Consider the following 12415-nt stretch of genomic DNA (forward strand, 5'->3'; position numbering starts at 1 on the left):
GAGCGGCCTGCCCGCCCCCACAATTACGCAGGCCCCTTCATGCCAAACCCGGACAATCGGCCCGATTCCCGGCTATCGTCATCTCATGAATGACTACATCCTGGTCCTGATCAGCGCCGCACTGATCAATCACCTGTGCCTGCTCCGACAGCCACTCTCCGGGCTGCAACTGCAGGTGCACGGCCTGGCCTGCGCCCTGTGCATCGCCCTGGGCGTAATCGGCGCGCAGTTGCTGGTGCACGCGGTACTTGCCCCGTTACACATCCACGATCTTGCCCTGTTTCTGCTATTGCCCTGGCTGGCTTTGCTCGCCTGGGGCCTGCCCTGGCTATTGGCCAAGTGGCGCCCGGCCTGGCCTGTAGTGGGGTTGCCAGCGTTGCTGTTGAGCAATGCAGCAGTGCTTGGGCTGGCCCTGCAACAGACAAGCGACGACGGCACCTGGCCAACCATGCTGCTCCAAGGCTTGCTGACCGGGGGCGGCTTCTGGCTGGCGCTGATGGTGTTCGCCGACCTGCGCCAGCGCAGCGCCCACGCGGATATCCCCAACGCGCTGCGCGGCCTGCCCATCGAATTGATTGGTGCCGGGGTGATGGCCATGGCGCTTTCCGGTTTCAACGGAATGTTTGGCCAATGAGCAGTCCCGATCCGCGCCTACGCACCAGCATGGGCCTGGTCTTGCTCGCCTGCACGCCTGGACTGCTGGCGCTGTTTTGGCTGCATGGCTGGGGCATGATGCTGAACCTGTTGCTGTGCGCCAGCGCCGCGCTGCTGTGCGAGGCATTGCTGCTGGCACTGCGCAGCCAATCACTGAGCCAGGCGCTAAACGACGGCAGCGCACTGGTGACCGCCGTGCTGCTGGCGGCCGCCCTGCCCACCTTGGCGCCATGGTGGCTGCCGGTCATCGCGGCAAGTGTCGCGATCGGTATCGGCAAGCAGGCCTACGGTGGGGTCGGGCGAAATCTGTTCAATCCGGCCATGGTAGGTTATGCCTTCGTGCTGCTCAGCTTCCCGTTGCAGATGAACCATTGGCCTGGGCAGGCCCCAGGCCTGCTCGACAGCGTGCAGCAGGTGTTCGCTGGGGGCGAACAGATCGATGCCTGGGCCCGTCCGACATTGCTCGACGGCTTGCGCCACAACCGCAGCCTGACCATCGACGAGCTGTTCGCCAGCCATCCAGGCTTTGGCAACATTGGCGGGGCAGGCAGCGAATGGGTCAACCTGGCATTCCTGCTTGGCGGCCTGTTCTTGATGCAACGCAAGGTGATCAGTTGGCATGCGCCGGCAGGTTTGCTGGCAGGGCTAGTGGTATTCAGCCTGTTGGGCTGGAACGGTTCGGGGTCGGACTCCAATGGCTCGCCTTTGCTGCACCTGTTTTCCGGCTCGACCATGCTGGCAGCCTTCTTCATTGCGACCGAGCCAGTGTCCGGCCCCAGAGACGACTGGGCCAAGCTGTGCTTCGGCGTGGGGACAGGGGTGCTCATCTACCTGATTCGTACATGGGGCAGCTACCCGGATGGCACCGCGTTCGCCGTCCTGCTGATGAACCTTTTGGCACCGGCGCTCGATCGTATGGCTGTGCGGCGTCAGCAGGCAGCCCGATGAAGCGCGGGGTTCGGGATGTGGGCCTGCTGCTGCTGACGGGAGTATTGGCAGTGTCTGCCACCCTGGCCTGGCGGCAGTGGACCGGTCCGGCCATCGCCGGCGCTGAAAAGCAGCTGCAAAGCCGCCAGCGGCTGGCCGTGCTGCCCGACGGTAGCTATGACAACCAGCCCCTGGAAAGCCCGCTGCCAAGGCCCGCCGCACAGCGGCCCAACAGCCGTATCCTGGCGGCTTACCGTGCCACTTTGGCAGGTAAGCCAAGCGCCATTATCCTGATCACACAGACCCAGGGGTATGCCGGGCCGATCGTACTGAGCGTCGCCATCACCACGGACGGCCGGCTGATCGGCAGCCAGGTTGTCGAACAACAGGAAAGCCCCGGGCTGGGCGACCGCCTGGGAGATCCGCGATTGCACTGGCTGAGTCAGTTCAACAACCGCGATCAGGGCGATCACTGGGCACTGAAGCGGGACCAGGGTGACTTTGACCAATTGGCCGGCGCAACCGTGACCTCGCGAGCGGTGATCGCCGCATTGCAGGACACGCTGAGCTATTTCGACGAGCAGCGTAGTGTATTGCTGGAGGGCGCCGCGCATGAATAGGTTCTGCCTGCTGGCCATGAGCCTGGCGCCACTGCTGGGTGCCACCCGAACGCTGGCTGAAGGCGCGGCCATCGGCCTGTGCGCAGTAGTGATGGGGTGCCTGCACCAACTGTTGCTGGCGCCACTGCGTAAACACATGGCCAGCTGGGCCTATGTACTGGCTAGCCTGCTGCTGCTGGCAGCCTTGGCCAGTTGCCTGCAGTTGGCCATGCGGGCCTGGCTGCTACCGCTGGCCATTGCTTTGGGCCACTATCCCGCATTGTTGTGCCTGCAATGCCTGGCCAGTGACCACCTGCTGCCTGACCAACACCGCTGGCGCCTGCTCGCAACGCACCTCGGCGCTGTCTTTGCCAGTTGCCTGCTGCTGGGCGCCAGCCGCCAATGGCTGGCTGACCATGCCGAGCTGCACCTGGCCAGCCTCGCCCCCGGTGCGCTACTGCTGCTGGGACTGCTGTTGGCCTTGTACAATCGCCTGCTTCCGGGCCCTGCCCACCCACATCGTCAAGGAAAGCCCTGATTTCATGAATGCCGCCAAACGCCTGGAGATTTTTCGCAGGCTGCACGAAGACAACCCCGACCCCAAGACCGAACTGGCCTACACGACCCCGTTTGAACTGCTGGTCGCCGTGACACTGTCCGCGCAATCCACCGACGTCGGCGTCAACAAGGCCACTGCCCGCCTGTTCCCCGTCGCCAACACCCCCGAGGCCATCTATGCCCTGGGCGTTGAAGGCCTCAGCGAATACATCAAGACCATCGGGCTTTACAACAGCAAGGCCAAGAATGTCATAGAAGCGTGCCGGCTGCTGATCGAGCGCCACGACAGCCAGGTACCGCAAACCCGCGAAGCGTTGGAGGCGCTACCCGGCGTCGGCCGCAAAACCGCCAATGTGGTGCTTAACACGGCGTTTCGCCAACCGGCCATGGCCGTGGATACTCATATTTTCCGGGTGAGTAACCGCACGGGCATCGCGCCAGGCAAAACGGTGCTGGAAGTGGAAAAGAAACTGGTCAAGTTTGTACCCAAGGACTACCTGCTCGACGCCCACCACTGGCTGATCCTGCACGGGCGCTACGTATGCCAGGCGCGCAAGCCAAGGTGCGGCAGCTGCAGGATCGAAGATTTGTGCGAGTACAAGCACAAAACCTCCGACGATTGAGCCGATTGCCAAAAACACTCACGTCGATTGAAAAAATCTTTTTTACCAGCGTCTGCTTTCTGGTTATAAGGACGGCCAATGGCCCCTTGGCTTGGAGCGACTCATGAGTACCGATAAAGACGACCTGTCGATCGATGATGATTTTGTTGCCGCAGACGATGACGCGGAGCCACAGGTTGAAACAGCAAAAACCAACCTGAGCAAACGCCGCACCATCGACAACATGCTGGAAGAACGGCGCCTGCAAAAGCAGTTGGCCGATTTCGATTACGACCTGTAGTGCGGGTCCCGTAGTCAAGGACCGATAGCCCTGGCAAAGCCTCCTGGCTGGAGGCTTCAAGGCTTGGCGATCAGTTCAGACCTTGCCGTTGCGCCAGCTCGATCAGGTCAACCAATGACCGTGCATTGAGCTTGAGCAGCAGCCGTGACTTGTAGGTACTGACCGTCTTGTTACTGAGGTACATGCTGTCGGCAATCTCCTTGTTCGAACGCCCTCGCGCCAGTTGTTGCAGCACCGTCATTTCTCGCGCAGACAGGCGATTCACCATATCCGTCTCGCTGCCCGCCCCCCTGCCACGTGACGCATGCAAGGCCTGGTTGGGGAAGTAGCTGTAACCCGACAACACAGCCTTGATAGCGCTGAGCAGTTCGGTAAGCTCCTGCTGCTTGCACACGTAACCCGCCGCCCCTGCCTGCATGCAGCGCATCGAAAAGTTGCCGGGGGCCTGCGACGTCAGCACCAGTACCTTGCTACCCGGGCTGAATGTCGCCATGCGGGCGATCACCTCCAGGCCATCCAGCTTCGGGATACCGATATCCAGCACCACAATATCCGGCAGGTGTTGCCGCGTCAGCTGCAGCGCAGCTACCCCATTGTCAGTCTCCGCCACAACGTCATACCCATGCCGCTCCATCAGCATGCGTACGGCCAGGCGTATGACCGGATGATCATCCACGATAAGCACTTTATTCATGCGATATCCATACATTGTTGTTGCTTTGGCACGCCACGATAACCGACAGGACGCTTGCTGGCGCGGCGATTTACCAGCGAAAGCGATGGACAGAAAAAGCCTACAGAACTTACAGAAACTTCCTACACATAATGACTAGGGTTGTAACAAACAAATTACTTATTACCGAAAGAAACGGTACCACCCACAGACATAAATGTACCAGTTGAATACTGATCTTGAGCAGAGGAAAACTTCCGATTCAAACACGTTGAAAAAGCCATACAACGAGGTTCTCTGACGATCATTCCTCCCCCGGGAAACAATCCAGCCTTTAGTTGAGTACAGCAGTAAGGTAAAGATGGACAAAACCGCTGGAGACGGCCCATATGACCCAAGCACAACCTGTCGCCCCGCTGACGATCATTGCCATCTTCGCGGGGATCATCGAAGCCTCCGCCCTTGCCACACTGCCATTTCTCGGCGAGTCCAGCCAAAAGCTCTACACCTGGTTCCTGGTAGGCTTTCCATTCTTTCTGACGGCACTGTTCTTTCTGACGCTCAACTTCAATTACAAGTCGTTCTACAACCCGCTACCCGACAGCACAGCACAGCCCAACACGCCAGCACTGAACAGTGTGGCCACACCCGCGATTTCCAATGATGCCCGTGAGGCGGTACAGGGCGAGCCTGTCACGTTCATGTTCTCCGGCCCAGACGCCTATCGCATGATGGAGCAGCAACTCTTGCACGCACTTGCCCAACCGCCCGAGCCAACGCGAGTCTGGCGCTTTTGTAATCTGGACAGACGTCAATGTGCGCAGCTTTCGATCAGCGCACTTGAGGGCGATGATGTGAGCCATCGAAGTTGAACGACCCACCTTTGCGCGGGCATAAAAAAACCCCGGACTGAGCCGGGGTTTTCGCACACACCAGCAATCAGAGCAGCGAACGGCCCTTGTTGGCGGCAATGCGCATACGCAGTGCATTGAGCTTGATGAAGCCAGCAGCATCTGCCTGGTTGTAGGCACCACCATCTTCTTCAAAGGTGGCGATGTTGGCATCGAACAGCGAATCGTCCGACTTGCGGCCAACCACGGTCACATTGCCCTTGTACAGTTTCAGGCGCACTACACCATTCACGTTGACCTGCGAAGCATCGATCATCTGCTGCAGCATCAGACGCTCCGGGCTCCACCAGTAGCCGGTGTAGATCAGGCTGGCATACTTTGGCATCAGCTCATCTTTCAGGTGAGCGACTTCGCGGTCCAGGGTGATCGACTCGATGGCACGGTGTGCCTTGAGCATGATGGTACCGCCAGGCGTTTCGTAGCAACCGCGCGACTTCATGCCGACGTAACGGTTTTCGACGATGTCCAGACGGCCGATGCCGTTGGCACCACCGATACGGTTCAGGTCTGCCAGGACGGTGGCCGGGGATTTCTCGACGCCGTCGATGGCAACGATGTCACCATTGCGGTAGGTCAGCTCGATGTAGGTAGCCTGGTCCGGGGCGTTCTCAGGCGAGACACTCCAGCGCCACATGTCTTCTTCGTGCTCGGTCCAGGTATCTTCCAGGACACCGCCCTCGTAGGAGATGTGCAGCAGGTTGGCGTCCATCGAGTACGGCGACTTCTTCTTGCCGTGGCGCTCGATCGGGATGCCGTGCTTCTCAGCGTAGTCCATCAGCTTTTCGCGGGACAGCAGGTCCCACTCACGCCATGGGGCGATGACCTTGACGCCTGGCTTCAGGGCATAGGCACCCAGCTCGAAGCGCACCTGGTCGTTACCCTTACCGGTGGCGCCATGGGAAATGGCGTCAGCGCCGGTTTCGTTGGCGATTTCGATCAGACGCTTGGCGATCAGCGGACGGGCGATGGAAGTACCCAGCAGGTACTCGCCTTCGTAGACGGTGTTGGCGCGGAACATCGGGAACACGAAATCACGCACGAATTCTTCGCGCAGGTCGTCGATGTAGATCTCTTTAACGCCCATTGCCTGGGCCTTGGCACGGGCCGGTTCGACCTCTTCGCCCTGCCCCAGGTCAGCGGTGAAGGTCACCACTTCGCAGTTGTAGGTATCCTGCAGCCACTTGAGAATCACCGAAGTATCAAGGCCGCCGGAATACGCCAGTACGACCTTTTTTACGTCCGCCATGCCATCACTCCACGGGGTTGTACGGAAAGGGACCGATTCTACCGGCGTTGCGGATAAATTTACAGTGGGGCGACAGCTTCTGACGACAAAGCGACAAGAACTTTCGTAGGGGCGACGGGCGGTCGGTTGCGGGATGTGGCATGAGGACCATGGAGGGGCGTCGAGCCGCAGCGTGCATGCCTTGAGGAGTTCAGCGCCTGTGAGATCGAGCGCCGCCAGGTGTCCGCCTCGACACATTCTGCGCCTGTGAAACCGAGCGCCGCCAGGTGTCCGCCTCGACACATTCTGCGCCTGTGAGACCGAGCGCCGCCAGGTGTCCGCCTCGACACATTCTGCGCCTGCGAGACCGAGCGCCGCCAGGTGTCCGCCTCGACACATTCTGCGCCTGTGAGATCGAGCGCCGCCAGGTGTCCGCCTCGACACATTCTGCGCCTGTGAGACCGAGCGCCGCCAGGTGTCCGCCTCGACACATTCTGCGCCTGCGAGATCGAGCGCCGCCCGCGCGGCGCTTCGCGGGTAAACCCGCTCCTACGTTTGTTTCGGGCCAGTCCATCCTGTGCCTGGCGCGCGCGACCGCCTTGTTGGTACGACGCGATATCGATATAGGCACCAAGGCGTTCGCGCGCAAATCCCACAGGCATAATTGGCCCGAAACAAACGTAGGAGCGGGTTTACCCGCGAAGCGCCGCGCGGGCGGCGCTCGATCTCACAGGCGCAGAATGTGTCGAGGCGGACACCTGGCGGCGCTCGATCTCGCAGGCGCAGAAAATGTTGTGACGAACCCCTGGCGGCCTTGATGCGAGCCCATGACATGCACCGACCAGATCTCAGGGCGCCTTCGACCCTGGGACGCCCGAGGCAGGTGCAGCAACCGGACCCGCTGGAACAGGCCCTGATACCGGTGCAACAACCGGCGCCGCTTGCTCAACCGGCTTTTCCACCGGTTTCTCAACCACCGCTACCCGATCCAGCTCGATATTCACCCGCCGATTACGCGCCCGATTCGACGCACTGTTGTTCTTCGCGAGCGGATAACGTTCGCCATGGAAGCGCACAGTGATCTGCTCCTCCGGCACACCGTTAGCCTTGAAGTAATCGGCAACGGCCAATGCGCGGCGGCGTGACAGGTCGCGGTTGGCCAGGCGGTTGCCACTGTTGTCGGAATGCCCATTGAGCTCGACATGATTCACCGTCGGGTCGGCTTTCATGTAATCGAGGATCACGTCCAGCCGCGCCTTGGCTGCTGCATCCAGCTCGATACCGCCCCCGGGGAAACCCACCTGGGTCTGGCGCACCTGGTCGTAGTTCATCGGCAACAGCTTGCCAGCACAGACCTGATAGTCATTGTAGGCTTTGGCGAAGCTGACCGGCAGCACTCGCACCTCCATCGGCCTGCCCGCCTCACCGGTGTAGTTGCGCACGACGGTGCTACGCCCGTCGAGCAATCCGTTGATCAGCCGGCTGGCCTGCCCTTGGGAGGAGCTGAACAGCACACCACTGCGGGCCATACGCACATTGCCCAGGTTGATATCGCCACGCCCTGGTTGCCACGGCGCTGCCGCAGCCAGCAGGCTGGCGGTGCCGGCACCCAGTGCGTTGCTGTCCGACCGCAGCTGAAACACCGGCTGCTCGCCTGCCCGACGCACGAACGTACCGCTGCCGAAACCTTCGATCGGCTGGCTCAGACGGCACTCGAACTGGTCACCCTCGACCTTCCAGGCAATGTTCTCCATGCGCGTCTGGAAAGTCAGTGCGCCGGCCGGCAGGCTGGCGAACAGGGTCAACAGGGCTAGGTAACGCTGGCGCACGGGCGGCTCCACAAATTCTGACGGCTTACCTGCAGGCTATCGGACGCTGTCCGGAAAACTTGATAGCCGTGCTCGCCCCGGGGTTTTCCGGTAGGATTGGGGCTTGAGTTCGACCCGCCTGGAATCCCCAATGTCCGATCGCCTGACCCTCCTGCGCCCCGACGACTGGCACATCCATCTGCGCGATGGTGCCGTCCTGCCCCACACCGTTGGCGACGTGGCGCGTACCTTCGCCCGTGCCATCATCATGCCCAACCTCGTGCCGCCGGTGCGCAATGCCACCGAGGCCGGCGCCTACCGTGAGCGCATTCTGGCTGCCCGCCCGGCCGGCAGCCGCTTCGAGCCGCTGATGGTGCTGTACCTCACCGACAACATCAGCCCCGAGGACATCCGCGCGGCCAAGGCCAGCGGTTTCGTGTACGCCGCCAAGTTGTACCCGGCCGGCGCCACCACCAACTCCGATTCCGGCGTGACCAGCATCGACAACATCTTCCCGGCCATAGAGGCAATGGCGGAAGTGGGCATGCCGCTGCTGGTGCATGGCGAAGTGACCCGCAGCGAGATCGACGTGTTCGACCGCGAGAAGCGCTTCATCGACGAGCACATGCGCCGTGTGGTCGAGCGCTTCCCGACGCTGAAAGTGGTGTTCGAACACATCACCACCAGCGATGCCGCGCAGTTCGTCACCGAGGCCCCGGCCAACGTGGGTGCGACCATCACCGCCCAGCACCTGCTGTACAACCGCAACCACATGCTGGTCGGCGGCATTCGCCCGCACTTCTACTGCCTGCCGATCCTCAAGCGCAACACCCACCAGGTGGCCTTGCTGGACGCAGCCACCAGCGGCAATCCGAAGTTCTTCCTCGGCACCGACTCGGCACCTCATGCCCGTCACGCCAAGGAAGCAGCCTGCGGTTGCGCGGGTTGCTACACCGCCTATGCGGCCATCGAGATGTACGCCGAAGCGTTCGAGCAGCGTAACGCGCTGGACAAGCTGGAAGGCTTCGCCAGCCTGCACGGCCCGGCCTTCTATGGCCTGCCGGCGAACACCGACACCATTACCCTGGTCCGCGAAGAATGGACCGCTCCGGAAAGCCTGCCATTTGGCGAGCAAACCGTAGTCCCGCTGCGCGCTGGCGAAAAACTGCGCTGGCGCCTGCTGGAGAAAAACGCGTGAGCGAAGACCTTTACGAAGACGACCTGGACACCCAAGGCAGCAGCGGTCCTCGCCATCCGATGGCCGAGCGCTTCCGCGGCTATCTGCCGGTCGTGGTGGATGTTGAAACCGGTGGTTTCAACAGCGCTACCGATGCATTGCTGGAAATTGCCGCCGTCACCATCGGCATGGACGAGAAAGGCTTCCTGTTCCCCGAACATACCTACTTCCACCGCGTGGAGCCGTTCGAGGGCGCCAACATCGAGCCGGCCGCACTTGAGTTCACCGGGATCAAGCTGGACCACCCGCTGCGCATGGCGGTCAGCGAGGAAAGCGCGATGACCGACATCTTCCGCGGCGTGCGCAAGGCACTCAAGGCCAACGGCTGCAAGCGGGCGATTCTGGTCGGCCACAACAGCAGCTTCGACCTGGGTTTCCTCAATGCAGCAGTGGCGCGCAATGACCTGAAGCGCAACCCGTTCCACCCGTTCTCCAGCTTCGACACCGCCACCCTGGCGGGCCTGGCGTATGGCCAGACCGTGCTGGCACGAGCCTGCCAGAGCGCCGACATCGACTTCGACGGGCGTGAGGCGCACTCGGCACGTTATGACACCGAGAAAACCGCTGAGCTGTTCTGCGGCATCGTCAACCGCTGGAAAGAAATGGGCGGCTGGCGCGATTTCAACGATTGATCTGCCAAAAGCATTCGCGAGCGCGTCCGTAAGAGACCTGCACAGTGAGGCATAAAAAAACCGGCCACGAAGGCCGGTTTTTTTATGCACGCAGCAATTACAGCTTGCCAGCGTTCTCGCTCAGGTAGGCAGCAACGCCTTCAGGCGAAGCGTTCATGCCCTTGTCGCCTTTTTTCCAGTTGGCAGGGCACACTTCGCCGTGCTCTTCGTGGAACTGCAGAGCGTCGACCAGACGCAGCAGCTCGTCCATGTTACGGCCCAGTGGCAGGTCGTTGACGATCTGCGAACGGACAACACCGTTGGTATCGATCAGGAAGGCACCACGGAAGGCCACGCCGCCTTCGGACTCGACGTCGTAGGCTTTGCAGATTTCGTGGGTCATGTCGGCAGCCAGGGTGTACTTCACCTGACCGATGCCGCCGTTGTTGACCGGGGTGTTACGCCAGGCGTTGTGGGTGAAGTGCGAGTCGATCGACACGCCGATCACTTCCACGTTGCGCGCCTGGAAGTCAGGGATGCGGTTGTCCAGGGCGATCAGCTCGGACGGGCAGACGAAGGTGAAGTCCAGCGGGTAGAAGAACACCAGGCCGTACTTGCCCTTGATGGCCGAGGCCAGGTTGAAGCTATCGACGATCTCGCCATTGCCCAGCACGGCCGGAACGGTGAAATCGGGGGCTTTCTTACCAACGAGTACGCTCATTGTAATCTCCTGATGAGGGTGAAAAACCGTTTGCCGGGCCAGACGGGCTTGCCCGACATCCAACAAAGGCCGACCATCATACACGGCTTCTCATGACAGGCCGACTCCGTCGACAAAGCGACCACCGGTCGCTCAAGCACAGCACCCTCAGAAAGATCTTTGACAAGCATTCTCATTAACATTAAGCTCCAACCCATCGACCCAACCAGCGATGGTCAGCCCTTATGTATGTGTGTCTTTGTGTCGGCGTTACCGACGGACAGATCCGCGATGCGATCTATGAAGGATGCTGCAGTTACAAGGAAGTGCGAGCCGCCACCAATGTCGCCAGCCAGTGTGGGAAATGCGCCTGCGTGGCCAAGCAGGTGGTCCGCGAGACCCTGACCGAGCTTCAGGTCAGCCAGGCGGCCTTGCCCTACCCCGTCGAATTTACCGCTGCCTGAACGCAGAATTTCAAGAACCGGACCTGGTGTCCGGTTTTTTTATGCCCGCAATTCAACAAGTTAGCGTTGCAACGCGGTTCACAAACATTCTTATTCCTATTAATTTTCACTTAGTATTCAAGAACTTAGGTTTGACACACCTAAGTATCGGGCTCAAACTTCAGTGGATTGACACACTTCTACAGGGCAGGAACCCGACATGAAAGGCGACGTAAGCGTCATCCAGCATCTCAACAAGATCCTCGGAAACGAGCTGGTCGCGATCAACCAGTACTTCCTGCACGCACGCATGTACGAAGATTGGGGGCTGAACAAACTCGGCAAGCACGAGTACAAAGAATCCATCGATGAAATGAAGCACGCTGACAAACTGATCAAGCGTATTTTGTTCCTCGAAGGTATTCCTAACGTTCAGGACCTGGGCAAACTGCTGATCGGCGAGCACACCAAGGAAATGCTCGAGTGTGACCTGAAGATTGAACAGCAAGGCCTGGTCGACCTGAAGGCCGCCATCGCCCATTGTGAAACCGCTGGCGACTTCGGCTCGCGTGACGTGCTCGAAGATATCCTCGAGTCCGAGGAAGAACACATCGACTGGCTGGAAACCCAACTGGGGCTGATCGACAAGATCGGTATCGAGAACTACCTGCAGTCGCAGATGGGCGAAGAGTAACTATTCGCCCCATAAAAAAACCCGCTGACCGCGGGTTTTTTTATGTTTGCCGGAAGATCAGGCTTCAGAAGCCTTGGCCTTGGCAGCCGCTTCCTTGATCAGGGTTTGCAGCTCACCCTTCTCGAACATTTCCAGCATGATGTCGCTGCCGCCAACCAGCTCACCGGCTACCCACAGTTGCGGGAAGGTCGGCCAGTTGGCGTATTTTGGCAGGTTGGCGCGAATTTCCGGGTTCTGCAGGATGTCGACGTAGGCGAACTTTTCGCCACAACCCATCACGGCCTGCGATGCACGCGCAGAGAAGCCGCACTGCGGGGCATTCGGCGAGCCTTTCATGTAAAGCAGAATGGTGTTGTTGGCAATCTGCTCTTTGATCGTTTCGATGATATCCATGTAGCACCTCGGCTGAACTATCCGACACAGTCGTCGGCACGGTGTCGCATTGTATCGGAAAGCCGAGCGCCGTGCTCGG

General features: G+C 60.3%; 16 protein-coding genes. 11 read left to right on the plus strand and 5 right to left on the minus strand.

Annotated elements, in window-relative coordinates; translation table 11 throughout:
- Positions 1–85 precede the first annotated feature (85 nt).
- The 6 genes from V6093_RS12150 to V6093_RS12175 all read left to right on the plus strand — a co-directional run bounded on the left by V6093_RS12150 (position 86) and on the right by V6093_RS12175 (position 3641).
- Positions 86–634 carry an Rnf-Nqr domain containing protein gene (locus V6093_RS12150; protein ID WP_014755521.1) on the plus strand — a complete coding sequence of 183 codons (549 nt, stop codon included), beginning with the start codon at positions 86–88 and terminating at the stop codon, positions 632–634.
- The gene (locus V6093_RS12155; RefSeq protein ID WP_143999606.1) at positions 631–1602 is read left to right on the plus strand and encodes an RnfABCDGE type electron transport complex subunit D; all 972 of its coding nucleotides are present in this window, start codon (positions 631–633) and stop codon (positions 1600–1602) included. Before V6093_RS12150 ends, V6093_RS12155 begins: the two co-directional genes overlap by 4 nt.
- Positions 1599–2201 carry an RnfABCDGE type electron transport complex subunit G gene (locus tag V6093_RS12160; protein ID WP_004576225.1) on the plus strand — a complete coding sequence of 201 codons (603 nt, stop codon included), beginning with the start codon at positions 1599–1601 and terminating at the stop codon, positions 2199–2201. The genes V6093_RS12155 and V6093_RS12160 overlap by 4 nt, the downstream gene beginning before the upstream one ends.
- A complete protein-coding gene (locus tag V6093_RS12165) occupies positions 2194–2718 on the plus strand; it encodes an Rnf-Nqr domain containing protein (protein WP_003254934.1) in 525 nt (174 codons plus the stop codon). The genes V6093_RS12160 and V6093_RS12165 overlap by 8 nt, the downstream gene beginning before the upstream one ends.
- A gap of 4 nt (positions 2719–2722) precedes the next feature.
- Positions 2723–3361, plus strand: coding sequence for an endonuclease III (gene nth, locus V6093_RS12170; protein WP_003254935.1), 639 nt, complete (start codon positions 2723–2725; stop codon positions 3359–3361).
- A gap of 103 nt (positions 3362–3464) precedes the next feature.
- Positions 3465–3641 carry a PA3496 family putative envelope integrity protein gene (locus tag V6093_RS12175; protein ID WP_003254937.1) on the plus strand — a complete coding sequence of 59 codons (177 nt, stop codon included), beginning with the start codon at positions 3465–3467 and terminating at the stop codon, positions 3639–3641.
- Positions 3642–3711: 70 nt separating this feature from the next.
- Here the strand turns inward: V6093_RS12175 and V6093_RS12180 are convergent, their stop codons facing one another.
- Complete coding sequence (locus tag V6093_RS12180) at positions 3712–4335, minus strand: response regulator transcription factor (protein WP_003254939.1); 624 nt, start codon at positions 4333–4335, stop codon at positions 3712–3714.
- Positions 4336–4703: 368 nt separating this feature from the next.
- Here V6093_RS12180 and V6093_RS12185 point away from each other — a divergent pair, with 368 nt between their 5' ends.
- Positions 4704–5186, plus strand: coding sequence for a hypothetical protein (locus tag V6093_RS12185; RefSeq protein WP_014860061.1), 483 nt, complete (start codon positions 4704–4706; stop codon positions 5184–5186).
- 67 nt (positions 5187–5253) lie between these two features.
- On the opposite strand, the gene V6093_RS12190 is transcribed toward V6093_RS12185, so the two are convergent.
- Positions 5254–6471 carry an argininosuccinate synthase gene (locus V6093_RS12190; protein ID WP_003254941.1) on the minus strand — a complete coding sequence of 406 codons (1218 nt, stop codon included), beginning with the start codon at positions 6469–6471 and terminating at the stop codon, positions 5254–5256.
- Positions 6472–7298: 827 nt separating this feature from the next.
- Positions 7299–8279 (minus strand): OmpA family protein, encoded by a 981-nt coding sequence (locus V6093_RS12195; protein WP_047605035.1) that lies wholly within the window; start codon positions 8277–8279, stop codon positions 7299–7301.
- A 130-nt stretch (positions 8280–8409) separates the two neighbouring features.
- On the opposite strand from V6093_RS12195, the gene pyrC reads away from it, so the two are divergent.
- Together pyrC and rnt are read left to right on the plus strand one after the other, a co-directional pair.
- The gene (pyrC, locus tag V6093_RS12200) at positions 8410–9456 is read left to right on the plus strand and encodes a dihydroorotase (RefSeq protein WP_003254943.1); all 1047 of its coding nucleotides are present in this window, start codon (positions 8410–8412) and stop codon (positions 9454–9456) included.
- Positions 9457–9515: 59 nt separating this feature from the next.
- Positions 9516–10127, plus strand: coding sequence for a ribonuclease T (gene rnt, locus V6093_RS12205; protein WP_010952252.1), 612 nt, complete (start codon positions 9516–9518; stop codon positions 10125–10127).
- A gap of 97 nt (positions 10128–10224) precedes the next feature.
- Here rnt and V6093_RS12210 read toward each other — a convergent pair whose 3' ends face one another.
- A complete protein-coding gene (locus V6093_RS12210) occupies positions 10225–10827 on the minus strand; it encodes a peroxiredoxin (RefSeq protein ID WP_003254945.1) in 603 nt (200 codons plus the stop codon).
- Positions 10828–11051: 224 nt separating this feature from the next.
- On the opposite strand from V6093_RS12210, the gene V6093_RS12215 reads away from it, so the two are divergent.
- Both V6093_RS12215 and bfr read left to right on the plus strand, forming a co-directional pair.
- Positions 11052–11270 (plus strand): bacterioferritin-associated ferredoxin, encoded by a 219-nt coding sequence (locus tag V6093_RS12215; RefSeq protein WP_003254947.1) that lies wholly within the window; start codon positions 11052–11054, stop codon positions 11268–11270.
- Between the two features lie 199 nt (positions 11271–11469).
- Positions 11470–11943 carry a bacterioferritin gene (bfr, locus tag V6093_RS12220; RefSeq protein ID WP_003254948.1) on the plus strand — a complete coding sequence of 158 codons (474 nt, stop codon included), beginning with the start codon at positions 11470–11472 and terminating at the stop codon, positions 11941–11943.
- A 57-nt stretch (positions 11944–12000) separates the two neighbouring features.
- On the opposite strand, the gene grxD is transcribed toward bfr, so the two are convergent.
- Complete coding sequence (gene grxD, locus V6093_RS12225; RefSeq protein WP_003254949.1) at positions 12001–12336, minus strand: Grx4 family monothiol glutaredoxin; 336 nt, start codon at positions 12334–12336, stop codon at positions 12001–12003.
- Positions 12337–12415 lie beyond the last annotated feature (79 nt).

It is taken from the genome of Pseudomonas putida group bacterium ESBL64 (genome assembly GCF_045277175.1).
GTDB classification, from domain to species: Bacteria; Pseudomonadota; Gammaproteobacteria; order Pseudomonadales; family Pseudomonadaceae; genus Aquipseudomonas; species Aquipseudomonas alloputida.